Source organism: Bradyrhizobium sp. CCGB01, from assembly GCF_024199795.1.
In the GTDB taxonomy this organism is placed as follows: Bacteria; Pseudomonadota; Alphaproteobacteria; order Rhizobiales; family Xanthobacteraceae; genus Bradyrhizobium.
The window spans coordinates 8068677-8093743 of the sequence record NZ_JANADK010000001.1 but is presented as its reverse complement, the minus strand read 5'-3'; the positions used below and the strand labels follow the sequence as shown (position 1 = coordinate 8093743).

The window sequence follows — 25067 nt, the reverse complement described above, 5'->3', positions numbered from 1 at the left end:
TGGAAGCGGCCATATGCACCTCTTAGGCCTCTTCGATCGTAGAAAATCCGAGTCTTGGGGCCCCTGGAGACAGGCTAGCCCAGTGTTCCTTGAGAACGATGCGGCCTGCCGATGACAGCTCGACCGTGCTTTCAAATACCCCTAGAAACGGTTGCTGCTGCCTGTTCAAATAAATCCAGTGCCCCGATAAGGTGCCGTCTTCTGTCATCGCTCCAAGAAGGACACCGTATTCGATCAGTTGTCCCTCGAACGTTGCGGTCACGATCGCTTTCCTTTGGGAAAAGGTAAATATGACGGTCTCATCGAAATCTCCGACGTCGTAATTCTCTCTTCCCCGGAATATCTTGTCGTTCAGGTCTACCTTCATGCATCTAACCTGAGATGCTCGTTTTCCAACGCTGCCCGCTTGTCTTTCCTTGCGCTTGATACTTGAACGTCGATCATCTCCTTTTCATGCTGCGGCAGCAGGAAATACATGCAGTTCGTGTACCAAATCCATCCGAGGCGCGTGATACGGAACGTTTGACCGATATCTTCGACCATCCCATGACGGATGAGCGCAAGAAGGCTTTGAAGCGTCTCTGGATATACGTTCAGGAAGTCAATTGCCGCCTTTTCAACGGAGCCAAAATAAGGAAGGCGAAAAATTAAGGGACGGCTTTCCCTTGAGTACGCATCCGAACGACCGAGAGCTCCGCATGGGACGCCGTGCTCGAGAACGTCATGCATGTATTGATGAAGCAGGCCTGTGTTCTGCAGCGAAATACCTTGGATGCTCGATATCGCGTTCGCGCCAAACCCCAGGATTTCATAGTTCTTATAGCCGTAGACATTCTCGTGATAGTCGAAGTGGTAGGCGTCCGTGGTCGGATACCCGCTGGTTCTAGTGCGAATAAACCCGTGCCCGTTGTGCGGAAAGTATCCGGCATTGGCTAGCATATCGGTGGCGGTGAGACGATACTCGTGGCGAGTGCGAGCCGTGGCCGGACGAAGACCCAACTGCCCGGCACGTTTATGGAATCGAGTTTGGGAAGCGACCGGATTAAGGGGGTAAAGCTCGATCAGCGGCACACCCGTATTTATGATCTCTTTGATGTCGGCCTCCAAATCCCGCTGCCTCTGGCCGTCGTAGGCATAGAGCATGTCTGCCGACACAAGATCGAAATGGGCGAGCATGAGCTCAAGCGCAGATTTGGCGTCCCTGGCGGGGGCGGTAAGGTCGAGGAGGTTTCTTGCTTGATCCTGAAGGGTTTGGACGCCCAGGCGCACGTTTGTCACGCCGACCGTCTTTAGAGCCTTAAGTTTTTCGGCGGTGACACTCTTCACCTCCACCTCGAAGGAAAATTCCTGAATTTCGGACAAATCAAAGGATGATTGGAGTATTTCTCCAAGCTGATTGATCTGGAGGGCGGATAATAGCGACGGCGTTCCGCCCCCGATAAAGATTGCGTTAATTTTGTTATCGCTCAGCTTCGACTTAGTCCTTATCTCAGTGAGAAGAACTGAAAAATACGCGTCTATCAAATCGTTTTCAGCGGCCGATTTGCGGACAAAGGGACAAAAGGAGCAAATCGTGTCGCAAAAGGGGATGTGAAGATAAAGGGCGCGACGCACAGTTGGATCGGCCCGGGTCATGTCAAGAAACTGTCGGACGCCCGTCGGCGACAGTGCTAGTGTCTCGACCGCGAGCGGATAATACCAATTATGAATCGGCACATCTCGGTCGAAGGGATGCTCGCGGTCTTGTTCGAGCTTCATGACAAGCTTCTTGTCTGGCAGACTCACCACACGACGGCGACAGCGCTTACGCGACCTTCGGCTTTATCCAATAAATTGTGAAGGTCCCTCAGCCACACGTCCGGCTTATCGTTGGCGCCTGAGTTCGCTTTCGCAATCCGGTTGTATTCAGAGGCCAGCTCCGTCCCTATCGCCTCTTTTGCAGAGGCTCTGAGGAGAGTCTCCGCTGTTTCTCGAGAACGCACAAAAATGGGCTCCGATGGATCGAGTTTGAGTGCCTCGTTGATAGCAGCAAGGCCTCCCGCTACATCACCTTTCTCAATACTTACTCTACCGGTAATGAAGGATTTCCACGCATCAAGATTTGCCATGCTAACTCCCTAGGGTTGATATCCGGAGCTGCAATGAATATCACTGATCCATAACTCGGAATTACTACCGAAACTGGTAGGCTTCCCTGGCGGGCGTCCGCGGCGCCCGGACGGAAAGGTTGTACGGATACTGTAGTCTGCATCCCCTGATCCGCAAGAAGATCGAGGCTGAGGCCACACGCATCTTCTGATGCCGAGCCGTACGCCGCTTTTGCTCATCCACGACATGCTTGAAAGCGGGGATAGAGAAGGCTGTCAAAGGGAAGACGTACCGCGATTACCGGCGTTCATGGCTCCTAACCTAGGAAGTTGCCTGAAGAGGAAACCTAGTTCGCGAGCTTGCGGCGAGCCCATTCGATCGCCGGCCTACTACGCATGAAGGAAGGTTCAGGTCGGCGCACAAAGGTGCCGCGCTCGCTTCAATATTCTTACCTTCAAACACCTTCCAAACCTCTTCGTTTTCGTCAAAGTCTATCTGTTTCAGTGTGAAGGGATAGTTTGCAGGCGCCCCCTCGAACACGCGTTCATCCATTTTGCCAGCTTGGTCAGCGTACCAGATTTCCCCAATGTCCGCGTTGGTTTGAGCGAGCTTGATTATTTCGAGGTACTCCTCAACTGGTACGTTTGGTAGAAATGGGCGCAGTGCCAGCACGCTAATAAGTCCGTTTGCTTTGAAGCGGCCCAATTGCGCAATGCTTTCATATGGAGATGCGATAGGACGCGGTTCAAGGTGCGGATGATGAAGCTGTGCAACACTCACGTAGGCGAAGACTCGCCGGCCTCTCGATCTGCAGGAGTCATTTATGTCCTCTAGCTCGCGCAGATGATCGTCGTTGAGGAGGGCCCGTGTCGTAAAGAGGAGATCGACACCGAATTGGAGAAGAGCGCGAAGCAAGGCGAGTCCCCTCTCTGTCCGTGGAGGGCCAAACGAGTCGGTGTCGCCACTTACGAAGATAATATCGTACGGTTCACGAACCGACTTGATGCATTCAAGGATTTCGGGGATCTCCAAGGCAGCGTATTTCAGGAAGCCGGCCTGGACATAGCAAAATGGGCACCGATAAGCACAATATCGACGTGCGTTAGCGGACCCAACGAAACCATTACCCGTCGGTCACGCACGTCAATGGCCGTTCAGGCGGCGCTGTAACATGTCACACATCCAGTCGATGTTCGGAGCTAAGCGCCGTAGCCGACTTCCGTCACCTGCAAGATCAGTCTAGTTAAGCTAGGCAACTACAAGACATCTCGATCGGGCTCATGCAGCCGATGGCGGAGTGATGACGCTTTCGATTGTACAACACGGTTTAGGAACGCCCACAGGACCGTTTTTCGCGAGGTACTTTATCGGCATCATGTTTGAAAATGTCGGACATGAGGCAACGGCTTACAGTCGCGATGCTCCAGAAGGTCGAGGCTTGACAGAGCAGTTGCGGACGAACAGGAAATCGAAGTCCGGACATGGTGAGTTTATGGAATGACTCCCGGCACTTCTTTGCCGGTGCAGCTGCATTTGAAGATTAAGCGCGCGATGTAGAGATCGCCGATCTGCGTCTGGCAGGCCGAGCCAACCTTATAGAGCGCGCTGAAGCAGCGCGCGGCCTTTTAAACGCCGCATTCCCTGTGGTAGGCAGCGCGAGCGTATGGCCGCGCAACTTGAGACGAGAGGAGGTTCTGATGTTCGAGGCTAAAGCTATCGCGTGTGTTGCCACCATTTCGTCACCCCGGCCAACCGCGCAGTCTACCCGGCGCAGGAGCCCTTACTAACCTACTCTGAGGCCCTTCGGCACGTGCAGGCCGAGCAGTCCAAGGGCTATATGGTGGCCTGGGTCATCGCCCGCGCCGGAGCAGGCGCCACCAAATGTGATTGGTGATTCTAACGCGAAGCGTTCCCGCCGAGCCTTGCTATGCATTGCTGCGCGAAACTGGCTCAACTACATGGACCGTGCGGGAAATAGCGACGCAGCGCTTCCCGGACGAGTTCAGAACGAGACCGATGTTCCTCCTGCTGAACCCTTTCAAGCTCGACCGCAATTTCTTGTGGAAGGGAGATTGTGAAAGCAACTCTTGTTCGGGCCATGGATTGATTGTCTTCCAAAGACTGCCCCATGCACGATGTGAAGAATTGCGGAATTGGCAAAGAGACGCTGTTATGACCAAGTAATACCAGCTGGGAGTCGTCGACGACGTTCGAACTTCACGGGGCACATTTGCCAAGCTGGCAAAAGAGATATCGCAATATTCGAAGACCGAAGAAGGTCAGCATACATTTGACTGTATCAGGGCTGTTTTGAATCAGGGCGTGGAAGCGATGGAGAGGCTGGCTCCCCTTCGTCGGTATGCAAAGGTCGGCCGAGGAGTTGGTAGAGCGTGAGGAGACGGCGGGTCATTTCAGCTGCCTCGGGCCGGGTGATTTCTTCACCGTACGCTTCTTTGTAGATCGCTCTGAACTCTTCGAGGCGCTCGGGTGAGACTTCATGGCCTGCTGGGAGCATGCCCTGAATCATACGGGTGCCGTTTGCGAGCCATAGACCCGGGGTTATGCCTGGGGAGGAGCTCCCTCTCAACCTTGGCTACAAAGCCGGCGTTAGGCAGCCAGCTTACTGTGAATCCCGAGATCAACTAACTAGACGTAAACCGTACAAGGTTGCCGTTCCGAGCGTCGCGGACGCCAGCCTACGGGAGCCTACCAGTTTCGGTACTTACTCCGATTAAGGACCGGTGATATTCATTGTACCGGGCAAACCTCCGGCAACGCTCTGTCCGCAGGCCGATTGGAGCGGAGAAGCTGAACACGTTCGGACCTGGCCCGCGGGGCTGGCTTGGTAAGTATTGCGAATGGTCGACGGTGCGGGACGGTGACGGCAATCTCATCTGCGTCGATTTTTGCCTGCGAGAGCCCTGATTATTGGAATAAGCTATGGCGCATCGGACAATGGCTGAGACCAACAGACCAACCATCGCGGCGCCGACGATGGATCGAGCGCCAAGCATTCTGCCATAGCGCGAATGCCCGACCCATGCTCGTTTTTGAAACCGCCTGCCGATAGAGGAAGTCCCTGCGTCCATAGCGACCAAGCGACTACATTGCTTGTCCTCGCGTGGTGCAACCGTGTTTGCTCACTCGACGGACCTTCCCTTCAGTTGATCGGTGCCGTAGGCACGAGGTCTGTGCGATGGAGAGCAACTCGGCTCGGCCGCCAAGCCCACTCCAAATTGCGTCGGTTAGTGTCGCCTAAACAGACCTGCGCGGCAGCTACCAGCATTGGTTGGCCTCCGGCATGGGTCGGTCCATCAGGATCCATTCGCCGTAGGGCCGCGTTTTCGCTCGATCGCAGATCGCAGTACGGCGGCGACAACTCTCAACGTTCGTCTCGATGATGGTGCCGTGGTGGACGAGATGACCCGCTTCGCAAAATCGTGCCGTTATGAAGGTGGTATAAGACTCACCGGAGACCCCAACAAACCCTCTGGTCGGCAGCGCCTTTGGCGCCGCGGTCCCGTGCTGTCTGCATTCAGTCGGCCAGAAAAACTGCACATCATCACAACGTGGCGTCGATAGTATGAAGAATGCGGGTTAGTTCAGTCGTGCTGATCCAACATCGCGCGCGTCGCTTCCGCGAGTGAAAAAAAGCGTTCTCGAATTCCGGCGGCGTAGGGATTCTCGCGCTCGATTGCGAGAAATACGCTTGGGGCGTCGTGTCTGACCATTTCTGTGGCTTGGATCAGATGATCGAAGCTCGCCGTCGTCAATCGCCTCGGCAGAGGCTCCATGCGCACGAGGACCTTGGCGACAAGATGCGTGATCCCCTGGACAATCGCGGCTTCCCGATCGTGCTCCTCCGGCGACACAATGTGCACAGTGAGCCCGAGCATGCATCGCAGGAAAGCCCCAATTCTGAGGACCGAGCGGCCCCGCACAGGGCACAGCGCGATCTTAAGTCCGGCAATTCCATCGCGGGCACTTCCTGGCCCGAACAGAGGGTGCGTTCCAACGATCTCAACGAACGACGGTAGCTCAGCCCTCATCACCTCGACAGGGCGCATCTTTACTGAGCCGACATCGACTACAATGGCGCCCGGACGAAGGTGTGGACGAAGTTCTTTGATTGCGGCTGCCAAATTGGCAACAGGGACTGCAAGGATTACGAGGTCGCAGCGTCCCACATCCGCGATACTGCCGCGCTGTACACAATCGAGGCCATGGACTTCCGCAGACAGCTCAGGATCGTAGGCAATCAGCGAAAAATACGGATGCAGATGTATCGCAACGAGACGACCAAATGCGCCAAAGCCGAGTATGCCGACTAACTTGACATCCAACTTGAGCGACATCCGACGGCTCCGTTAGCTGCACAACGGTAGTAGCCCGACCGCTTTGCTTGCATTCGCTTTAGACGACAAGCGTCGTCAATCCCCAAGCAGTTTTGCCCCACATCGGGTCGCACAGAATGCTTTCACAATCCTTTGCTTTTGGCGTTCCCCGTGGCAGAGATATTGCGCAAGGCTTGGATCAGCACTTGGAAGAGGCGCGTCGCGCATGTGCATAGTCTATCTTGAGGGCTATCCGATAGATAGCTCCGCCGAGTGACATCACGTCAAGCGGGGTTAGGTGAGCCGGCCACAGCGGTGGAATCGGCCGTGCCGATCTTAGATGTGCGGGACTTTTTGACGATAAGCTTGATCTGCTGCACATCGGTCAGTCTCTGAGAAGATAATTCTGGAGGGGACGAGCCTGCCGCGCTACAGGTTGCCGCACTGCCAGCGGAAGCAAGCGTAAAGCCAAGAACTATACAAGCGCGCCTTGCCCTGGTCGAAAAGCCACCGCCGCTCTTCCCACTCTCCCTCCGCAGCGGATCGGTAGCCTGAAACAGGTCTTCTGCCCCCGGCTCCCCAAGCTCTGATCAATTCTACGGATCCGATTGATCTCGTCTACCTGCATATTCTTGTAGTTGATCGGCACTATGACTGGTGCGAAATGACTGTCGCACCTCGTGCTACTCTGCCTCGAAGGCCATGCGGTAGTCGTAGGAGCGAACGCGCGCCCCTGAGGTCGGCTAGGCGAAGCGCGCCTTTGATGATTTTCAGCCATTCCGTGGACAGATTGTCGAAGCCATGAGTCAGCTTGATTGGGACGCCTTTTGCAGGTCGGAATTCCTACTTCCGAACGAGGCCAACTTTCCCAAATTGGAAGATAAACTCCGGTTCCTGATTGCGCGTCTCAGAGCCACTGCAGGTGGAAGGAGTGGGCGCAGGCCTGTCGCCCCCACAGGAATGTACAAGGAGGAGAACGTTGGCTTCGAGATCCCTGGTGGTACTTCGTCCTTCGAGGAGGCGATGTCGGACACGTGTCAGTACTTCGATGGTTGTATCCGGTGGCACGACCCGCGCGCCCTTTTCAACATTACGCCGTCGCCGTTGCTCGACACTGTCGCCCTCGCCGCGATCACGAGCTTGTACAATCCCAACGGCCTCTGGGATCACACCTCAGGTAAGCTGCTGTTAGCTGAACGGCGTGTTGTTTCGGCGCTAGCGGGACTCGCCAGATGGGACGCGAGGTTGGCCGGCGGTGTCTTCACGTCTGGCGGCAAGGCAACTCTTATGTACGGCATCAAGGCCGGCCTGAATAAGACTGAACCAGAGGGAGTCGCCAAGGGGTATCGCACCCGCCACCGCGTGCTAGCGAGCGCCACCGCGCACTTTTCCCTTGAGAGCATTTGCAATTTCCTTGGTCTCGGTAAGGAAGCGACCATTAGGGTGCAGACCGATGCTCGCGGGGGCATGGATCTAGCGTCCTTGGAGCAAACCATGACGGAATTGCTGGCGAGCGGGGATGTGGTTTCCGCTGTGATTGTGAGCGGCGGCGCTACTATGAATGTAGTCGCAGATGACTTCGATGGCGCCAGAAGGGTGATCGATCGCGTTTGCGCTAGGGCGGATGTACCGCTCCCGCAACTGCACGCTGACCTGGTTATCTCATGGCCTTGGTTGATGTTCGATTCGGAGAGTACAATCCCGCGCTATTTGTCGCCGGCGACTGTACAGAGGATAATGGAGTTACATCGACGTGTCGCTGCTGTCAGGGTTGCGGATTCCTTCGGCGTCGATTTCCACAAGACTGGATTGTGCCCCTATTCGTCGAGCGTTTTCATGGCTCATGACGCCGCTTCGCTTCGCTCGATGGACTCGGCGATCCGGGATCAGACAAAGGAATGTGACTTCGGAGATGCGTCAAACTTCGACCGGACCTTGGAAAATTCGCGAACGTGCCAAGGGATCATCACCGCCTATCACGTGCTGCGTCGGTTGGGAAAGGGGGGATTCCGAGAATATATTGGCCGCGCGTTGCGAGCGCGCGAGGTGTTCGTGGAAGAGCTCGCGCCCCTCGAGGATCTTGAACTAGTAAATACGGATACCTTGGGCTTCGAAGTGATAGTACGTCCGGATTTCTACAGAAAAACGCCGGAATTTAGAGACATCGATGCTACGCCAGAATCAAGCGAGGCGCTCCTTTACAAGGATCGCTGCGAGCAGTTCTGGTCATTTCTGAACCAGAACGAGTTCAATGTTGAAAACGACACCCCAGTCGTCGGCTACGTGCCGCGCTTTGTCGATCATCGCTATAGGAGCGGTGCTCCAGCCTTTTTGCTCTACCCGGTTTCCGTGCACTTGGATCGGATGTGCATCCGAGATGTGCTCCGGTCCCTCCGAAACGCGAAGACCCACTTTGAGCGGCGCCTGATCAACGGAACCGAATTCGCGAGGCCCCGAATGCGTCTCGATCCTCCGAAGTGAGAGGGTGAGATTCTGATGGAAGCATATGGCATTCACAACCTACGGCCAGCCAATCTGGAACGCGACCAAGAGATTTTGTCGAAGTGGCCAAGTACGCAAACGCGAAGCTCGCATGGTCAGGGACAGGAATTCTCAGCTCGATCGTCGCGTGACTCTCACCCGGTTTTGGTTGTTCCGAAATTGGATAACTCCGGTTTGCCGCAAATGTCGACCCCCTTGCTTGATCTTCCCCTTTCGATATCCCAGTCGTGCTACCGAGACGTTGCGATGCCCGCCGGCAGCAACTCTTCATGCAACGTGATAATTGAGTTCGTCGGCCCAAAATCGTACCCGCAGGACAAGGTGCTCTGGGCTCTAGCGGTGCTCTGTAAGCGCCACGACGCGTTGCGGACATACTTTAACGCAGATCCGCCAACGCAACAGGTGACGTTGGACGCGTCAGGGATGGAGCCAGATCGCCTCGAGGCGGCCACCCAGCTGTCCAGTTATCCGGACTTCCTAACCGTCATAGAGTTCAGTCGGGCGAAACGGCTGGAATTTGCGGAAACTGTTATAGATCCATTGGTCTGGCCCCTGTTTCGGATCGCTTCGTTCGGCGAGCCTGCGGAAGGGCATGCCTTCGTCCTTTGCGCGCATCACTTGATTGCCGACGCCCACGCCCTGGAAATCTTCGTGTCGCAGTTTCTGGGAATTCTGAACGGATCGATGGGCGTGGGGCGGGACAGCATCGTGGAAGCGACGTATTGGGAGTACGCAAGATGGCAGAGGAGAGAGCGAGAAGCCGTCGCCGCGCGAGCGGCGCGGGACGTGTGGCTCGATCGATTCGGCACCATTCAGCGGTACACCTCGCTAGGCGCAGTCTCTGCTATCGGAAGAAGCCATGGCGTCCTCAAGACACTGGAACCAACAACCGCTGGGGGCGTGCGGCGCCTCGCGCGTGCTTCGGGGGCTAGTGTCCTGGCGGTGATTCTCGCAGGCTATGGTATCGCGCTGCGGCGGCATTTCGATGTGGAGCCGGTGCTCGCTGTACCGGTACTCGCGCGCCCCCTGGAAAAGCATCACACTATCATAGGATGCTGTGCCTTGCTGGCAGTCGTCTACCCGGCAACAGAAGGCCGCGCGAAGGCACTTGTCGCGTCAGCGAACGAGTGTCTGGCTCAGCTGCGCAGCTGCTCTACCTTCAGCATATTAGACCTCGAGGCGCGACTCGGCATTGGTAGGCCTTCAGGCCGCTATCCGGTAACCACCCTCATTCTCAATCAGAAATTCGTGCTGCCGAGCGAAGGGGCGCTGCCGCGTGAAAGCCCAAGAGATCTTGGAAGAGAGATTGGCTTCGATCTACAGCTGCGCGTCAAAAGAATGGGCGACAACATAATGCTCGACTACATCTATCGATCGGACGTCCTCGCCGACGATACGGTCGTACGTTTCCACTCTAGCGTGGACCGCGAGCTTCGCCGATTGGTATGGGGCTAGAGCAAGCTGAAGTGGCGACGTAATCGCGGGATAGAACAGAGGGTGCAGTCAGTCCGATTGCGCCTAATGCGAGACGCCTCTCAATCGCCGCGATGCGTTCGAGCGTGTGGTCGATCTCTATGCGATACTCCTTGGTGTTCTCGACTTTTGCTCTCAAGTCATCAAGACTTCGAGATATCGGCTATTTCTCTTCGAAGCTCTTGGAACTTGCGAGTTGTTTGAGCACGAAACTCCTCGATCCGATCTTCGTCGCCATGTGCGCGACGATAAAATCGAGACTTTCCTGAACACCATTTGGCTTCGCATTTCATACTATACTTCTATCTTATCCTGCTTCATGACCTGCGCAACTGGAGTGCCGCACGCCGCATTGTGCGGACAGTCAGGAGCTGCAGTGCGCGAGCCAACTTCCCGACTGAAGTAACGCCGCAACACTTCGCGAATTAACTTAGAGCGAGTCCGGCGCTCTCGCACTCTCACCCGCTCGAGTTTAGCGAGCATCTCGAGTGGCAGAGAAACCGAAAATATTGACGTGGTGCGCGACATAATCGAAATCTAGCGTCCACACCTTTTTGATGCCCGATAGGTGCTTGTGCCAAATCGGCAAAATACGACTCAGCTGCGAGCTATTCTCGTTTTCCGTACTAGAGCATTCTCCGACCGGAATGGATCGGTAGGGATTCCCAAAACGGCACGAGTCAGATTCAAGCGACATGCTGACGAAGGAGGTCAGCATGATGACCAGGGCGGTTTCAGTTGATCTTCGCCAGCGGGTGGTAGCCGCGATTGACGGTGGCTTGTCCTGTCGACAGGCCGCAGAGCGTTTTGGTGTCAGCGGCCAGCGCGATCCGCTGGCGCAGTCGCCTCAAGGGGTTGGCGACATCGTTCCTAAACGCCAGGGCGGTGGCCGCAAATCGCAGCGCATCGAAGCACATGCACAATTGATTTTGGATGCGGTGACAGCGAAGCCGGATATCACGCTCGCCGATTTGCGAGAATTGTTGAAGCGTCGTGGAATATCGGCCGGCATCGCGTCGCTCTGGCGTTTCCTCCAGCGCAGAAAGATCACACTCAAAAAAAGACAGCGCACGCCGCCGAGCAAAGGCGCCGCGATATAAATGCCGCGCGTGAGGAGTGGTTCGAAGGGCAGATCGACCTTGACCCTGAGCGCCTCGTCTTCATCGATGAAGCCAGCGCCAACACCAAAATGGGGCGGCTTTACGGGCGCTCACCACGCGGTGAGCGATGTCGTGCGGCTGTCCCACACGGACATTGGAAGACGACGACATTCACCGCTGGATTGCGCTCCGACGGTCTAATCGCGCCGCTTGTTCTGGACGGTCCAATGGATGGCGACGCTTTCCTGGCCTACGTCGAACAATTGCTCGCCCCATCGTTGCGGCTGGGCGATACCGTTAGAGGAAGCCTCAGGGCGCACGCCGCGCAAAGTATCGCGCTACAGCCTCGGATAGTTTCACAAACAGCCGAGGCACTGCTCTCACCAAATCTCCGAGTGATTTGTAATAGGCATCGATCAGTTTGAGATCTAATTCCTTGTCGAGGATATGACTATTCACTCGTGCTGCCCTCGCAAGCCCATTGCGACAGCAACGTATTTCTCGAATGATTTCGGAACGTAGTGCTCGCGATGCGTCGTCCGTCCCCTGCACATCGTTCCACTTCGAATACAGGTCATGAAAATCCTGAAGGTGCTGCCAGATTGCCTTGCGAAAGACCCCTCCGTCCGGCAACCAGCTCGCGTGATCGGTGAACTGATTGAGTGTTGCCCTTACACGCTGACATTCTGCTTCTGAAATCCCGGTCTCGGCGACAGGAGCAAAATCATCGAGGAACCGCGGCAAAGCATCTGACCGAAATCGATCCATTGCCAATGCTGGAGTGTTTCTGCGTAATGGTTCGTGGGTACGCATGATACGCATCCTTGGGTGGCAAGGATAATACAGGCTTTGAAAAAGAAAAGAGCCGCGAAGCGGCTCTATGAGGTGGCTCTGTGGCGGGCTAAGCCTTTCTCCCTGATGGACGTATCCAGGACCGGATGACCCGGAGTGTTTTCCCGAGGCGTGAGCCCCAGCGTATCCCGGACCACAGATTGCGGTGCAAGATCACCTCTTTAGAGTATTTAGTGCGCTGCACAAAAAGTCAACGCCGCAGGCTCTGATAACTCGCCGATCCCAGACGTGGCAGAAAGTCGTAACAAACGACGAACACGAAGTCGTTTCACACGCTCAGAGCTTCTTCGTCGGTGGCTAGCTGACATATCTTTGCTTGCGCAGAATCCTGTTCCAATCGCGCAATGGCAAGAGGCTGTCGCTTGATGAAGCGCACACAAAGTACCGACGCAACGGATTATGCCTGAGGAGGAGCTCTCTCTCAATCTGAGCAACGAAGCCCGGATTAGGCAGCCAGCTTATTACGGATCCCAGATGCTTTTCAATCACCGCGATGCCTTCGAGCGCGTGGTCGATCTCTATGCGATAGGCGTTGTCCACGGACGGAAGCATGAGCTCGCGGCGTGACGTTCAATCGGGAGGCTTGACATCATCGGGTTCATTACGGAAGGCCGTGTACCCATCATAAACTCAGCGCAAAATGTCGCGATGGGCCAGGAACGGTCGTCTCAACTCACCCGCATGAATGACCTGGCCTCACTCGCGGGAGCGTTCTGGCGGTTGAGGATTGTTGGCCGGATGCTGTCGAACTTAGATGTTTGATCGATGATCCCGCTACGGGCGACCGGACTGCAAGTCCGCTTCTAGCGCGTCAGCAAGCTCCCTTTCATAGACCTCTTGATCATCCACGTAGAGAGTTAAAGGATTACAAGTATCTTTCCTTCTTCGTCGGATCTTCGATCGCTGCTTTCGTCCACCGATAGAGCGGATAACTTTCGACGCCGTTTTCCTTCGCCGCGGCGACATACTCCGCAAAGGCGTCGAACTGACATTTCGGTGCCGCGCCATGCCCCGAGAGTATATCGAATAGAGGCCTCCGTGCCGGATCGTGAAAATTTCGACGTATTGATTCCGCTACCGTTGTATCGCAGACATCAAACCTAACTTGATACTGCCACTGAGAGGTCACGAGGCCCTACGGGTTCGTCATACGCTGGTTCATTCTACGCCAGTTCGCTCTGGTTACAAAACGAGACATCGCCGCTCAAAGCGCAGTAGCCCGCTTGGACCAGGAGGAGACATTCGGCTAGGTTCTTTTCATTTCGGAATTCATGGCAACGCAGACTGGCCGATCGGCGCCTGGCGGCTAGAGGTGGCACAGCCCCGAGGATCCGCGGCGAGGGCGAGGAGGGCATCAAAGCGGCTGCGTTGTCCGAGTGCGATATCTGCAAGAAAGTCGCCGGTCGGCTTACCTTCGTTTGTAGCAAAGTTGATGCTCTCTTGTACAAAGCGAATATCGACGCCAATGTCAGCGAGATCTTGGATTGTGCTCCAATCTTTGAGATTGCGGGAGCTTTCGATCTTGTGAAAGATGGCTCCGGAGGCTTTCTGTTTTTTCAGCGCCCCAACCATCCGGGTGAATTCGCCGCGGCCAATCGTTGCACCCGTTTCTTGCTCTTCAAATTCTTCGTCAATCGAAAGGTTATTGCGCTGCGCGAATGCAGTGATCGCAGCTCGTTGTTCCTGCAGATATGAGCGGTGTACGCCTTGTTTGACTGTTGAGACGCGTACGTATGCGAAGTGCGATTTCATGCCATTGACGAATATTCCGAGTGTAACTCAAGGATTGGAAGTTGACGAATCGCGTCGTATGTCCTCAGCGAAGACTTCGCTCTACTATTTCCCAACCGATGTCCATGCATCCGGTATGGCACGGTGAATAAACTGCGGAATTGTTAGTCTATGTTGCGCTCATAGCGAGAGCCTACCTCCGCGGTCGATTGAAGTTAGGCGCACATCGTCGTCTGGCGTGGTCTGACCAAATTGCAAGATATCGCCCTCGGTTTCCTGGGGGATGGTCGCGCGTGCGGGCGAGATAGCCGCCGAGCATCGCGATTTGCAAAAGGTAAGTTTCGAGCGTTCGGCGAAGGATGCGCGGTCTGCAACGTGCCGCATCGATGCGGTGGAGTGTTTCTATCTCGGCAGGGGTAAGGACAGTCTCAGGTCTCGCATCCGGTTGAGCGCGCGCGGACATGGTGATCCAAAAGATGCGCCAGCTGACGACAGTGATGAGGGCGAGCAGCTTCACCAGCCGCTCGGCAGTCTGCAATCTCGGGTCCTCGGCGCCAATCCGGAACGGTCGATTATGACGGCCATACATCCCGACGTGGCGACCTCCCTTACGAGGGCTTCTCTACGTAGCGGCAGCGGTCATTCTGACGCGCAGCTTAACTCACAGCTCGCTGCGCACCTGGGGTCTGCAGCTTCGAGAGAGGATCGGCTTCAAAAGAGCTGCCATGGCTGTGGCCCGCAAACTGGCGGTAATAATGCATACGATGCTTAAGACCGGCGAGCTGTTTAACCCGGAAGCCGAAGCCGCCGCATAAGTCCCGATCGCGTTCGGACCCCCGAACGCCTAAGGCGTCCCTGCCGGGACGTGAGCCGAGCCATTCGGCTGATGATGTTGCTTTGGTGACTCAGCAAAGTGCGTCGTCCACATTGAAGGCTCGTCCCGCGAAGCGGCATCATGCGGCGGCTGATGCCGATCGCGAAGACAACCATGCACCCGGCAGTGTCTCCTCAGCGATTATATGCTTGACGCCCCGGCAGCGATTAGACAACAGCATCCGAAGCGGACTGGCTTGACCGGTGCGACAGCCGTCGGACCGCCTGATTTGAGCCAGATCAAGGCAGAACTTCAGGTCAGCATTATTCTTTGTCACGTAATGATGAGACCGCAGAATAGCTGCGGACCGGTGCTATGCTTGCGCTGGATTACGCGATTGCAGGGAGATCACCCATGATCAAGCCGCGCAATCGAGTTGTTCAAGTTAGCCGTTTCGGTGATCCCGAGAGGCTGGAGGTGATCGATGCTCCCCTGCCGGCTGCTGGTCGGGGAGAGGTGCGGATCCGTGTACTTGCGTCAAGCCTCAATTACACCGAGGTATTGATCAGACGCCATCTATACCCGCAAACGATGGGCCTCCGCCCGCCGTTCGTGATGGGCTACGACGTTGTCGGGGAAATCGATCAGCTCGATGAAGGCGTGCACGATCTTCAGATTGGCGACCACGTGGCCGACATGACGGTGGTTGGATCAAACGCCGACTATCGTACGCTTCGGGCGAACGACGTGGTCCGCGTGCCGACCGGCGTAGACGCGGCGGAAGCGGCTACTCTGATCTTGAGCTGGACGACGGCGTACCAGCTTCTGCAACGCGCGGCCCGGGTGCAGCGAGGCCAGCGCCTGCTGGTGCACGGTGCCGCTGGCGCCGTCGGCCAGGGGCTGATCATGCTTGGACGGCTGGCCGGTCTCGAGCTGTGGGGTACCGTGCGCGGCGAGCACATAGCGCTCGTCCGAGAGCTAGGGGCAACGCCGATCGACTACGAACATGAGGACTTCACGCGCGTCGTGCCGGGCGGATTCGACGTCATCGTCGATGGAGTTGGCGAAGACGGCTATCGCCGCTCATACGCGGCGCTCAAGCCGGGCGGCCTGCTCTGCGCCATCGGCTTCTCTGCGAGCGTGCAGGCACAGCGTCGCATGTTCCACATCCTGATGGAGATCGCGCGCCTGTACCTGTGGAGACTGTTGCCCAGCGGCAAGCGCGCTCGCTTTTACTCGGTCAATGCGATGCGAGCGCGACACCCTACCTGGTTCAAGGACGACCTGGAACGGCTGTTCAGGCTCTTGGCGACTGGCGCTATCCGGCCGCGCGTCGCCGAGCGGATCGCCTTCGACGAGGTCGCCGAAGCTCACCGCCGGCTCGAGGCGGGCAGTCTCGAGGGCAAGCTCGTGCTGTGCCCGGATCTTTCACGCGACACGATCGACGCGCCGCCGGACATGGCGCGCGGCTTGGAGGACCAATCTGAACAAAGTGGCTCGTCAGCTAAACGAACAACCACGTGAGACCTTGCAATTTAAAACCCCAGCAGAGAGATTTAACGACTGTGTTGCGTCGACCGGTTGAGCCGGCCGCGTCAAATAGGGCGCAACAAGCGCCCACTCGTCATCGGAAACGTCAGAAGGATAGGCTCGCGGGGAATCGACATCCCGCAAACCTCAACGTCTACGGTTAATCAGTCCTAATAGCCTCTAGCCGTCTGCTGAAAAACCGGCAAAACCGCCTGTGATTTGGTCTCGATATTGGATTTTGCGAGGAGTTGTTTTGCCGAGCAGTGATTGTCGCGCCGATCGGCGGCCTCAAGCCGTGATCAGCTTGGGTATCCGGATGAGATTATAGGCAATCAGATTAAGCAGGAAGTCGCCGAGCACGCGAGCGCAGCCGCGATGTTTGGTCTTGCGCATGGTGCCGTGCTGCTTGCCCCATCCGAAGATACATTCGGCTATCGCCCGGCACGTTTGCGACATCCCGTAGCCGGGATGCCGGGTCGTGCGGCCATCGATCGCGCTTTGGCGTCCACTCGGATTGCCGAGATTGTACTGGGCGACATGGGCGTAACGTTCATCGCGCGCAGCTTGGCGACGTGATCGGCGGTGTCGTAGGCCTTGTCCTCGCCGACCGTAATACGGCAGCCGGCTTCCTTGGCCTTGGCTTTGAGCATGTCCTCCGAGGCGCGGCGTTCCGACATCCCCGTGGCATGCGTGACGCTGCCCGCCACTCCCAAGCCGTTCCGGTTCTCCATGGTAACGTGCCCCATGTAGCACAGCCTTGCTTCCTTGCCCTGTCCCTTCCGATACAGCCGGCTATCCGGATCAGTCACGCTGGCATGGGTCTCGTTCTTGCGCTTCTCGCCGTGGAAGTTGGCGCCATTATGGTCGCCACCCGAGCCATCCTTCGGCTGGAAGCTCTTGTGCCAAGCCCACGCCTCGATCAGCGTGCCATCCACCGAGAAGTGCTCACTCGACAGCAGCGGCTTCACATCCGGATGGTTCAGAAGCTTTGTCATGAACTTGGAAAACACCTCACCGTTCTCCAGCCGGGCGCGATTCTTCGTGAACGTCGTCGGCCTGTAGGACGCGCCCGTTGTGGCTAACATGTTTGCAATTTCGGCAACTTCGCACCCCTGCGCGGGCTTCATCTCGTAGAGAGGAGTTGCTCGGCTATGGCACGACAACAGCAACGCTCTCAATATCCTTGTCTCGTGAAATGGCAGGGCAGCTTGAGCATGTCCGAAGGCTAGGGCATCGCACTTGCTCCGAGCTTGTTCGGGAAGCGTTGCGGCGATACTTCGACACTTATTAAACTTCACTGACACGTGCTATAATGCATCGTGAAGTATGAAAATTGCTGCTGAACGATTTTTCTTCATATCGTCTTGTATACTCGTTGCACAAGGCGTTGCGCAAGTCATTTTCAGCTTTGTCGCAGATCCTCTGCCTCTAACGCTCGTGCAAAAAGTCGTTCCTGTGGCCCACTATGGCGCTGCAATCGGTCTATTTGGGCTCTGGTTGCTCGGCTTCATTGTTTTTATATTTGGCTCTGTTCGCAAATTGAGAGTGGGAACTTGAGAACTTCCTCGATGCAAGATGGTCATGTGGTGGCATGTCTTGAGCCCGAATTCGGGCCTAACTCGTAGGAGTCTTTTCGATGCTACGAAGTTCGTTACTGCTCTGCATCACGTTGGCAGGCGCTGCTGTTGCCTCCCCCGAAGTGGTGCATGCGCAGGCGTGCGGTTATTCATGTGTTCAGGTCGTCAACCGCTTTGGACAGCTTCTCTACCAATGTGCCCCGAGAGGGTGTGGTCTAGGTCAGCCGTCGGAATGTACGGATACCTAAATCGTCGGCCCGTCAGATATCCACCCAACGCGGCATGGCGGCCGTACTCGGTTTATCGTCCACAACCTGCGCGGCCCAGAGGTTGGTATCCAAGTCGCCGTTATTGATAGGTGCCACTTGGTGCTACGCAGCGCGTACGACGATCATCTTCAGTCTGAGCGCATCGCTCGTAGTCTTTGACAAGTCTTCGGAAGCGTGTGGCCCACGCGAAGGAGCGTTCGACGACCCATCGCCTTGGGAGCAGCACGAAGCCTCGTTTGGCCTCCGACAGCTTTATGACCTCGAGGGCAATGCCGTGTTCTGCAGCCGCCGTTGTGGGCTTGTCGCCTATGTAGCGCTGGTCAACGAAGGCGACTTCGACGCTCTGACCCGTCTCTGCCTGAAAGCGTCTTGGCGATCCGGCCAATCTCGGCGCGATCGTCGGTGTTGGCGGGCGTGACATGCAGCGCGAGAAGATGGCCGAGCGTATCGACGGCCAAATGCAGCTTCGAACCTTTCTTGCACTTGGCTCCGTCGTAGGCGCCGCGGGCGCCACTCTCGGGCGTCGAGCGCAGAGTTCGACTGTCAATGATGGCGGCGGTCGGCCGCGCGGGTCGTTCCAGCCGCAAGGCGCAGGATAACGCGCGATCCTCGGCCAGGGCTTCAAAGCAACCCGCGCGCAACCACCGCTGCGCCTGTTGATAAACGATTTCCCACGGCGGCAAATCGTTCGGCATCCAGCGCCACGGCGCGCCGGTCTTCACGATATAGCGCAGGCCGTTGAACACCTGGCAAAGCGCGTGCGTCCGCTGCGAGGCGTCCTCGGGAAAAGTGTCAGATAGGGGGCAACAAGCGCCCACTCGTCATCGGAAACGTCAGAAGGATAAGGCTCGCGGACGAGACTCGGCGTCGAACGAATTCGTCAAAATTGGATCGAGGAAGCTTGAATCGTACGCGATGTCAGATTGTACAAGCAAGCGTTTGAAGCGTTTACAATCCTACACAGTGTTACGTTGTATTATCTGAGGGGGCATTCGAACTCTATGCTCCGCCGGCGGACTTCTGGACCTCTACCGTAGAGCTTGCTAACCGGTGGAAGTTTCGCGGCGAGATTGTCCTCCGCCGCATCCTGTTCAGGCCCTGGTAAACCGCAAGATCGCGCGGCGGCAACACCGGCGTGGACGATTTTCCTTGATCCGGTGCCGCAGCCGAATACGACGCCTCAAGCGTACAAGGCGATCTTCAAGGCTGAGCGCAGCGGCGAGCTGTTCCTGTACGTGAACGATGCCGCGATCGGACTGCCGTGGGTATACGATGCATTCTACTCGAACAATGGAGGCCAGGCGAAGGTTACAGTTAGGTTGATGTAACTTCTCCAAGATGTCGTAATGGGCCCTGCTCCGACTGGCGACGGCCATGGTCAGGCGGCACATTCTTCCGACCTAGAAGACGACAAGCTTCCAGGGCAGTTGACAGCGATTAGACGACAAGAAGCTGTTCCCGCTCTATCGGGAAGAGAGGCTCCTGGTCCGTCGTGGTGGCCGCAAGCGGGGGCTCGGACCAGGGCGCCGATGGTGGTGCCGATAGTGCCGAATGACCGCTGGTCGCTCGACTTCGTCTCGGATCAGCTCACCGATGGCGGCCGCTTCCGCATCCTGACCGTGGTTGACGAGTACACGTGCCCGGGCGGCTCGGGAGCTTGACCCGCTGATCATCGAGCGCGGCAAGCCCAAAATGGTGGTTAGCGACAACGGCACCGAAATGACCCGCAACGCCATCCTGAAATAGGTCGATCAGGGCCGCGTCGCCTGGCATTACATCGCACCCGGCACGCCGACGCAGAATGCCTTTGTCGAATGCTTCAACCACGAAATCTGGCTCTCTCCTGCGCGTCCGTTTGCAGCCATCTAGAACGATATGAGGAAGAGGGCCCCGCATCGGACTCGCGGCGCGGACGTTCAGTCTTGAGTACCCTCATATCCGGCAGGACCGAAGTCGCGAGCCGTCCATTCCTCTCCGGGCTCTAGGTCGGTTAGATCAACTACAACGCCCGTGCCTTCAACAGTCCACCCTCCCATCTTGATTGCGCCCTCTTTCGTGGCCATGCGGCGAGAGATAATCACTTCATCCGTAGCTACGTTGTAGAGCTCGACTTTGTAAACGGTAGTTCTCGTCATCTCTATTTCCATTTGCTCGTGATCTGCGTCGTAGACGGATCCGCGCAAATGGATCAGCACAAAGTTGCCGTGCCTTGGCAGTCGAGCGAGCTTGTCGAGGATGTGCTGCGGAGCTCCCTGTTTGATCTCTACGCCGTATCCGTAAACCAGTCCGTCGTCGTTGGCGATCTCGTGTATCACATACTCGATTTCATTTAGCTCATCGGGTGTGAGGTCAAGTGCCGCGGCAATCGCCTCGGCTTCCTCGCGGCCGTATTCATCTTCAAGCTGCCTGCTGCTCATGCTGCCAATGCCCTTTTCCTAAAGATCGACTTCGTCTACATCGGATCCTAAGCATATGCTCCAAAGCCTTTGATTAAAGTGAGCGTAGCTAGTGTCTAACTACCTCGAGTGGCGTCTGCGCGCGATCTAGCGACAGAGGCTCTCTCGGCTGCTCGGAATAACCACTTATTACCAGCTCGAAAGTTGATTTCCTCCGCGCGCTTTAAACTCGAGTACGAAGTCACAGCACAATCAGCCCAACGTTCAACCGCATGAACACGTCATCAATCGCATGCGCAAGCGCATAGTCGTTCAAAGGGCTCACATCGTCTTCGCCCGCAAAGTGCAAACCTACCGCTCTGCTTGTAGAGCGTTCCACCCACAACGAGCCGGAGTCGCCTTCCAAGCTCAGAGCAGCCGCCGGCGCCGCCTTATCGGGTACCAATCGGAATCCCTGCATCCATTCTGGCCCGTCTCCGAAACCGGTGTAGTCGATCCTATAGGTACCGGCTACGCCATCAATCAGCGCCTGCGAGACGCCGGATACTGCACCGCTCTTGATCGCCGACATTCCTAAAGCGGGCGCGACCGTGGCCGTTGGCACGACCGCGGTTCCGAACAATTGCTCGCTCAGATCCATGTGGTCGGCGAGCCGTCCGAGGGCAGCATCGAACTGCTCCGACAGGCGAAGCCACCGTTCCAAGTTCGCCACCTCATTAGGGGGGCTGCTGCCTAGATCCATCGGCCCTGGCTGGCTAATCGGATCCCCGGCCGATGCTTCGGGCCCGCCGCAAAGCACGTGCCAATTGCTCAAGAGATAGCGTTCTTGAGTCGTGAGGTCGCGAACTATGGCTCCTAGTGTACCTGTGCTCCGCTGCTTGAGATTGCCCACACTGAGACCCGGCTGGACGAGACGCTGGGGCGCGCGCGGAGTTCCGGCGTGAGGGCTGTAGCCGATCTCCAGGACATCGAGGTCGATGCCATCGATCTTGTTCGGCAGTCTCTGGTCGATGGGCAGACGAGACAGACGCTGCTTCCGGTTCATATGAAATCGAACCGACAGCCGGTCGGTACGCATACCATCCTTGAAGGCGAACCCGTAGTCGACCCCGCAGACGCCATCCAGCGATCGAGCCATCCGCTTGGCCTTGCTCAATGCCGTCGCAGCACGGGAAGATGGCGAGCGCACCATTGGCGGACGATCACTGCGAGTTGAATGGCACCGACCAAAGAAAGTCCGTTCGCAATCGTCCGGCGGCGTACGCGGGATCGTTCTGAAGATCGGGCTTGCCGCGGAAGATTGGAAGGAACACTCGTCCCCCTTGGCCCTGCCAGTCAGGCCGCCAAGCGGACCGGTTGTGGCAGTTCATACAGTTGCTCACCGTGCCATTGCCCGATCCACCATCCGGATCCGGAAAACCCGCCTCAAGCCACGGATTGAAGGCGATATGCGGCTTTCCGTCCGGCTCGCGCGGCAGGTCCAAGTCGTAGGTCGCGCTCATGAGGAAATTGCGCCAGACCCCGACAACCTTGGCAGGGCGGTCGGCAGCGAAAGGGCCATCGTCGGGCCGGTCGTGCCACCAGAGAGTCGCCCAAACCCAGTCGTCGATCTCTTTGGTAGTCAGATGGGAAGCCACCAGAACCACGTAGTCGCCTTCCTGCAACGGTCGGCCGAGCGCAAGCTCCGCCGCTCGGGCCAACCGGTCGTTCGCCATCGCGTTCTGGGCCGTCTGTGCGTCGAGCTTGACCGCATGGAACGCGTCAATGCCGACTAAATGCGAATTGGGAAACTGCTTGCCAAGAAAGAATACCGTCCGGGTCGCGTTGGGAGGAACGTTGGTCTGGTTCGGGTCGACCGCAACGACGCGCGCCCAAGTCGTGAACGGGTTACCAGCGGGACGGGGCGGATTGCTCTCAGGATCCCAGACGGGCAATGCAGTGACCTGATCCCGGGCAATCGGCCACCACACCGTCTTCAGCGAGATCGCTTCAGACGGAAAGACTGGAATTATGCGATTGCCGGGAACGACCGAATCCGGCGCACCGTTTGCTCGTAGCGCGTCGAGCTCCACGGTGAGATAGAGCCGATTTGTGCGTACGTGCTTGTAGCCCGCGTAGTTGTAGAGCACCTCCGACAGTAGAGCAGTCCCCGCAGCTTGCGGCACGAGTTCACCGGGTATGGCCGACAACTGGGCGGGCTGCTTGAAGCGCCGCACGATGCGCCGTGGTCCCACCGCCTGCGGCTCCGGCCCGACCTTAAAGACCTCATCTTCCGAGAACCATGTTTCGAAGATCGGGTACTTCCCATCCGGCGTCGTCTGGGTCATGCCCGCAAATACGTTCCAGACGTGGAGGCGCTGCGCAGGAACGTTTGCCGATGTCCGATATTGCTCAAGTGTCTGCTTGTTTGCGGGATAATCGAAACCTGGCGGTATATCGAAGTAACCGACCGGCGGCTGTTGAGCTACCGCCGCCAATGATCCGCATAACATTGAACAGGTGACGAAACAAACAATCGATCGCAGCTTCTGCATGAAAGCTCCTCGAGAAAATCGGCGCACCGGGCCCAGCTCAGGGCTGATAGCCGCCGTCGATCCAACTCTGGAACAGTGCAATCTTCTCCGCCGACCAGGGGCCGTCCCCACCCCTCGCAGGAGGTGGCGGCATCACCGGCCCGCCCTGCGCCTTCAGTCTGCGAAAAATCCGATCAGCATTGTCTTGACGTCGCCGTACTTGGAAAGATCGCAGAACCACATCATGTGATTGATGTCCGTCTGCGTAAACAGTGGTCTGATGTCGGTGGCAAATCCTATCAGCGGATTGCCATTTTCGGCGCCAGACATTTCTATGCTCCGGCCAGCTTCTCTAAACTGGCTTATCGTTTGCCACAATCGACTAGCATTTTACACTACGTGTTCTAGTAGGCGGTGTCGTGTTCACATTGGCTCGGACGGAGGGATTCGTGATGCCAGAGGCCACGAGCGCCTGGTCGAGTGTGGCCGTGACGTCGGCGGAAGCCATCGCTGGACAACGCTGCCAGCCCACGATGTAGCGTGAGAAGTCGTCAAGCACGGTCATCGACATATAGTACCAGCTCCATCCCGCGAACTTGAATGGAGTAAGAAGCGCATATCCCCATCAGCCTTCGCGCGGACTCGGTGGTCGATTTATTGCTGATGGTGATCGGGTTTGCGTCGGACAAGCCTTCCCTTTTGATCGGCGAACAGCACGTTGGAACTGTCTTTGAGCTGGCGAACAGCCCATGGGCCGCTTCTAGTGAAATGTATTTGGGAAGGTGAGCATCTTAGACCTTTGGCATTCAATTAGTTAGCCGACCAATGCAGGTAGGTGCCTGCGGGATCTCCCGGCTATATAAATTGGAGGCTTCCTGGTGGATGCACCCATCGGATAGCGCGGTGATCAGCTTTGCTATTTGAGGCGGTAAAGCTGGCCACTGAAGTTAGCGGCGCGTGATAGGGACAGCGCTTGCGTGCTCGCGACGCCTCAAGCGCCGAGTCACGTTGTTGCTGATTCCAATGGCAGCGCGGGCGCGGTAGGGACAGCGTCGGCTTTTCGCATGTTTCCCGGCGTCGAGTCGCGTCCGCGCTGCCCAAGGGTAGATCGCGCCGGTTGAAGCTAGGCGCATAAATGGTCATGTGCGGGATATCGCGTGTCGATCAGATCAGGTCGGATCAGCAACGAGCTCATTGAACCTCTGAGGGTCTGTGTGATCTCCCCACATCCCTAAGTCCCCAGAGCCTGAACATCCCCGCAAATGGCTGAGCATCGCCTCATTCGTAGGGACATAGACAAGCTCGGTCACGCACGGCAGCGAACTCGACTAACTAGACCAAGCCGTGCAACGTTTCCGCTCGGGGCGTCGCGGGCGCCCGCCAGGGAAGCCTACCAGTTTCGGTAATAATTCCGAGTAGGGATCAGTGGTATTCGTTGCAGATACGGATATCCGGGGCGGGAGGATTCCAAGCCTAAAAGAGTGCCGGGCGCCTCAGGGCCGTCGAATATTCACTGTGTTTGCGGCAGGGCAATCAACAAGGCCCACCACGTATGCTCAGCGCCGAGCAAATAGCTGAAGCCAAGAAGCGAGTTCGCTATCAGGGACAAGAGAAGCTTCACCAACATGACGACTGCATCAGGATCGCATACGAGTAGCTCGATGCGCAGACGACGACGAAGAGATTCTTGACGCGCACCCACCCAATCAAACATATCATCGAAGGTGGGGCGGGAGATACGTTCATCATCAGACGTGGAAGTTGCGGCGGAAATACATCCTCGTATCAAGGGAAAGTATCCTCATTTTAATATCAGTTCTCGCCTTACACCCCCTCTGATCGACGCCTGGCAGATATTTCGGAGGCCAGAACACAAGGTTACCAACTT

Annotated in this window: 22 protein-coding genes and 5 pseudogenes; 9 read left to right on the top strand and 18 right to left on the bottom strand. The window is 56.8% G+C overall.

Going from position 1 to position 25067, the window contains the following annotated elements:
• Positions 1 to 22 precede the first annotated feature (22 nt).
• The 6 genes and pseudogenes from NLM25_RS38065 to NLM25_RS38045 all read right to left on the bottom strand — a co-directional run bounded on the left by NLM25_RS38065 (position 23) and on the right by NLM25_RS38045 (position 6443).
• Positions 23 to 367: a hypothetical protein gene (locus NLM25_RS38065; RefSeq protein WP_254123056.1), complete on the bottom strand. Its 345-nt coding sequence runs from the start codon at positions 365 to 367 to the stop codon at positions 23 to 25.
• Positions 364 to 1758 (bottom strand): coproporphyrinogen-III oxidase family protein, encoded by a 1395-nt coding sequence (locus NLM25_RS38060; protein ID WP_254140292.1) that lies wholly within the window; start codon positions 1756 to 1758, stop codon positions 364 to 366. Before NLM25_RS38060 ends, NLM25_RS38065 begins: the two co-directional genes overlap by 4 nt.
• A gap of 23 nt (positions 1759 to 1781) precedes the next feature.
• Positions 1782 to 2108, bottom strand: a complete 327-nt coding sequence (locus NLM25_RS38055; RefSeq protein WP_254123054.1) for a hypothetical protein — start codon at positions 2106 to 2108, stop codon at positions 1782 to 1784.
• A gap of 301 nt (positions 2109 to 2409) precedes the next feature.
• Positions 2410 to 3171, bottom strand: a pseudogene (locus tag NLM25_RS44585) (radical SAM protein); the annotation flags it as partial.
• 867 nt (positions 3172 to 4038) lie between these two features.
• Entirely contained in the window at positions 4039 to 4188 is a 150-nt protein-coding gene (locus tag NLM25_RS44580) for a CopG family ribbon-helix-helix protein (RefSeq protein ID WP_375167892.1), read from the bottom strand.
• 1502 nt (positions 4189 to 5690) lie between these two features.
• Positions 5691 to 6443 carry a prephenate dehydrogenase gene (locus NLM25_RS38045; protein ID WP_254123052.1) on the bottom strand — a complete coding sequence of 251 codons (753 nt, stop codon included), beginning with the start codon at positions 6441 to 6443 and terminating at the stop codon, positions 5691 to 5693.
• 780 nt (positions 6444 to 7223) lie between these two features.
• Between NLM25_RS38045 and NLM25_RS38040 the strand changes: the two genes are divergently transcribed.
• Together NLM25_RS38040 and NLM25_RS38035 are read left to right on the top strand one after the other, a co-directional pair.
• Positions 7224 to 8903, top strand: coding sequence for a pyridoxal-dependent decarboxylase (locus tag NLM25_RS38040; RefSeq protein ID WP_254123051.1), 1680 nt, complete (start codon positions 7224 to 7226; stop codon positions 8901 to 8903).
• A gap of 15 nt (positions 8904 to 8918) precedes the next feature.
• Positions 8919 to 10379 (top strand): condensation domain-containing protein, encoded by a 1461-nt coding sequence (locus NLM25_RS38035; protein WP_254140290.1) that lies wholly within the window; start codon positions 8919 to 8921, stop codon positions 10377 to 10379.
• A gap of 312 nt (positions 10380 to 10691) precedes the next feature.
• On the opposite strand, the gene NLM25_RS44575 is transcribed toward NLM25_RS38035, so the two are convergent.
• Positions 10692 to 10925, bottom strand: a complete 234-nt coding sequence (locus NLM25_RS44575; protein WP_375166911.1) for a ribbon-helix-helix protein, CopG family — start codon at positions 10923 to 10925, stop codon at positions 10692 to 10694.
• Positions 10926 to 11113: 188 nt separating this feature from the next.
• On the opposite strand from NLM25_RS44575, the gene NLM25_RS38030 reads away from it, so the two are divergent.
• Together NLM25_RS38030 and NLM25_RS44570 are read left to right on the top strand one after the other, a co-directional pair.
• Positions 11114 to 11497, top strand: coding sequence for a hypothetical protein (locus NLM25_RS38030; RefSeq protein WP_254140289.1), 384 nt, complete (start codon positions 11114 to 11116; stop codon positions 11495 to 11497).
• Positions 11398 to 11922 (top strand): transposase, encoded by a 525-nt coding sequence (locus tag NLM25_RS44570; RefSeq protein WP_375167891.1) that lies wholly within the window; start codon positions 11398 to 11400, stop codon positions 11920 to 11922. The genes NLM25_RS38030 and NLM25_RS44570 overlap by 100 nt, the downstream gene beginning before the upstream one ends.
• Here NLM25_RS44570 and NLM25_RS38025 read toward each other — a convergent pair.
• The 3 genes from NLM25_RS38025 to NLM25_RS38010 all read right to left on the bottom strand — a co-directional run bounded on the left by NLM25_RS38025 (position 11807) and on the right by NLM25_RS38010 (position 14101).
• Positions 11807 to 12310, bottom strand: coding sequence for a hypothetical protein (locus NLM25_RS38025; RefSeq protein ID WP_254123048.1), 504 nt, complete (start codon positions 12308 to 12310; stop codon positions 11807 to 11809). The two genes, NLM25_RS44570 and NLM25_RS38025, sit on opposite strands and share 116 nt — an antisense overlap.
• Positions 12311 to 12646: 336 nt before the next feature.
• A complete protein-coding gene (locus tag NLM25_RS38020; RefSeq protein WP_254140288.1) occupies positions 12647 to 12889 on the bottom strand; it encodes a hypothetical protein in 243 nt (80 codons plus the stop codon).
• Positions 12890 to 13618: 729 nt separating this feature from the next.
• Positions 13619 to 14101, bottom strand: coding sequence for a recombinase family protein (locus tag NLM25_RS38010; protein WP_254140287.1), 483 nt, complete (start codon positions 14099 to 14101; stop codon positions 13619 to 13621).
• A gap of 528 nt (positions 14102 to 14629) precedes the next feature.
• Between NLM25_RS38010 and NLM25_RS38005 the strand changes: the two are divergent.
• Together NLM25_RS38005 and NLM25_RS38000 are read left to right on the top strand one after the other, a co-directional pair.
• Positions 14630 to 14895, top strand: a pseudogene (locus NLM25_RS38005) (IS110 family transposase); the annotation flags it as partial.
• A 413-nt stretch (positions 14896 to 15308) separates the two neighbouring features.
• A complete protein-coding gene (locus NLM25_RS38000) occupies positions 15309 to 16418 on the top strand; it encodes a medium chain dehydrogenase/reductase family protein (RefSeq protein ID WP_254140286.1) in 1110 nt (369 codons plus the stop codon).
• 437 nt (positions 16419 to 16855) lie between these two features.
• Here the strand turns inward: NLM25_RS38000 and NLM25_RS37995 are convergent, their stop codons facing one another.
• On the bottom strand, positions 16856 to 17551 hold the full coding sequence (locus NLM25_RS37995) for a hypothetical protein (RefSeq protein WP_254140285.1): 696 nt from the start codon (positions 17549 to 17551) through the stop codon (positions 16856 to 16858).
• Between NLM25_RS37995 and NLM25_RS44565 the strand changes: the two genes are divergently transcribed.
• Positions 17497 to 17715 carry a ribbon-helix-helix domain-containing protein gene (locus NLM25_RS44565; RefSeq protein WP_375167860.1) on the top strand — a complete coding sequence of 73 codons (219 nt, stop codon included), beginning with the start codon at positions 17497 to 17499 and terminating at the stop codon, positions 17713 to 17715. The two genes, NLM25_RS37995 and NLM25_RS44565, sit on opposite strands and share 55 nt — an antisense overlap.
• 634 nt (positions 17716 to 18349) lie before the next feature.
• On the opposite strand, the pseudogene NLM25_RS37990 reads toward NLM25_RS44565, so the two are convergent.
• Positions 18350 to 19147 (bottom strand): annotated as a pseudogene (locus NLM25_RS37990) (IS5 family transposase).
• Positions 19148 to 19340: 193 nt separating this feature from the next.
• Between NLM25_RS37990 and NLM25_RS37985 the strand changes: the two are divergent.
• Together NLM25_RS37985 and NLM25_RS37980 are read left to right on the top strand one after the other, a co-directional pair.
• Positions 19341 to 19598: a hypothetical protein gene (locus NLM25_RS37985; protein WP_254123044.1), complete on the top strand. Its 258-nt coding sequence runs from the start codon at positions 19341 to 19343 to the stop codon at positions 19596 to 19598.
• A gap of 109 nt (positions 19599 to 19707) precedes the next feature.
• Positions 19708 to 20094 (top strand): annotated as a pseudogene (locus tag NLM25_RS37980) (IS3 family transposase); the annotation flags it as partial.
• Positions 20095 to 20186: 92 nt separating this feature from the next.
• Here the strand turns inward: NLM25_RS37980 and NLM25_RS37975 are convergent.
• The 6 genes and pseudogenes from NLM25_RS37975 to NLM25_RS37950 all read right to left on the bottom strand — a co-directional run bounded on the left by NLM25_RS37975 (position 20187) and on the right by NLM25_RS37950 (position 24968).
• A complete protein-coding gene (locus tag NLM25_RS37975; RefSeq protein WP_254140284.1) occupies positions 20187 to 20687 on the bottom strand; it encodes a hypothetical protein in 501 nt (166 codons plus the stop codon).
• A 220-nt stretch (positions 20688 to 20907) separates the two neighbouring features.
• Entirely contained in the window at positions 20908 to 21822 is a 915-nt protein-coding gene (locus NLM25_RS37970; RefSeq protein WP_254123042.1) for a S1 family peptidase, read from the bottom strand.
• Positions 21823 to 21868: 46 nt separating this feature from the next.
• Entirely contained in the window at positions 21869 to 23200 is a 1332-nt protein-coding gene (locus NLM25_RS37965; RefSeq protein ID WP_254140283.1) for a hypothetical protein, read from the bottom strand.
• Positions 23201 to 23353: 153 nt separating this feature from the next.
• Positions 23354 to 23509 (bottom strand): hypothetical protein, encoded by a 156-nt coding sequence (locus tag NLM25_RS37960; RefSeq protein WP_254123040.1) that lies wholly within the window; start codon positions 23507 to 23509, stop codon positions 23354 to 23356.
• Between the two features lie 127 nt (positions 23510 to 23636).
• Positions 23637 to 23786: pseudogene (locus tag NLM25_RS37955) on the bottom strand (IS3 family transposase); the annotation flags it as partial.
• A 903-nt stretch (positions 23787 to 24689) separates the two neighbouring features.
• On the bottom strand, positions 24690 to 24968 hold the full coding sequence (locus NLM25_RS37950; RefSeq protein ID WP_254140282.1) for a hypothetical protein: 279 nt from the start codon (positions 24966 to 24968) through the stop codon (positions 24690 to 24692).
• Positions 24969 to 25067 lie beyond the last annotated feature (99 nt).

Bases quoted from the DNA above. Each gene is read 5' to 3' on its own strand.
- NLM25_RS38065 (WP_254123056.1), bottom strand. From the start codon at position 367: ATGAAGGTAGACCTGAACGACAAGATATTCCGGGGAAGAGAGAATTAC.
- NLM25_RS38045 (WP_254123052.1), bottom strand. From the start codon at position 6,443: ATGTCGCTCAAGTTGGATGTCAAGTTAGTCGGCATACTCGGCTTTGGC.
- NLM25_RS44580 (WP_375167892.1), bottom strand. From the start codon at position 4,188: ATGGCCCGAACAAGAGTTGCTTTCACAATCTCCCTTCCACAAGAAATT.
- NLM25_RS38055 (WP_254123054.1), bottom strand. From the start codon at position 2,108: ATGGCAAATCTTGATGCGTGGAAATCCTTCATTACCGGTAGAGTAAGT.
- NLM25_RS38035 (WP_254140290.1), top strand. From the start codon at position 8,919: ATGGAAGCATATGGCATTCACAACCTACGGCCAGCCAATCTGGAACGC.
- NLM25_RS38040 (WP_254123051.1), top strand. From the start codon at position 7,224: ATGAGTCAGCTTGATTGGGACGCCTTTTGCAGGTCGGAATTCCTACTT.
- NLM25_RS38010 (WP_254140287.1), bottom strand. From the start codon at position 14,101: ATGAAATCGCACTTCGCATACGTACGCGTCTCAACAGTCAAACAAGGC.
- NLM25_RS38000 (WP_254140286.1), top strand. From the start codon at position 15,309: ATGATCAAGCCGCGCAATCGAGTTGTTCAAGTTAGCCGTTTCGGTGAT.
- NLM25_RS38060 (WP_254140292.1), bottom strand. From the start codon at position 1,758: ATGAAGCTCGAACAAGACCGCGAGCATCCCTTCGACCGAGATGTGCCG.
- NLM25_RS38025 (WP_254123048.1), bottom strand. From the start codon at position 12,310: ATGCGTACCCACGAACCATTACGCAGAAACACTCCAGCATTGGCAATG.
- NLM25_RS37975 (WP_254140284.1), bottom strand. From the start codon at position 20,687: ATGAGCAGCAGGCAGCTTGAAGATGAATACGGCCGCGAGGAAGCCGAG.
- NLM25_RS37965 (WP_254140283.1), bottom strand. From the start codon at position 23,200: ATGCAGAAGCTGCGATCGATTGTTTGTTTCGTCACCTGTTCAATGTTA.
- NLM25_RS44575 (WP_375166911.1), bottom strand. From the start codon at position 10,925: ATGTCGCGCACCACGTCAATATTTTCGGTTTCTCTGCCACTCGAGATG.
- NLM25_RS37995 (WP_254140285.1), bottom strand. From the start codon at position 17,551: ATGAAGCCCGCGCAGGGGTGCGAAGTTGCCGAAATTGCAAACATGTTA.
- NLM25_RS37960 (WP_254123040.1), bottom strand. From the start codon at position 23,509: ATGTCTGGCGCCGAAAATGGCAATCCGCTGATAGGATTTGCCACCGAC.
- NLM25_RS38030 (WP_254140289.1), top strand. From the start codon at position 11,114: ATGATGACCAGGGCGGTTTCAGTTGATCTTCGCCAGCGGGTGGTAGCC.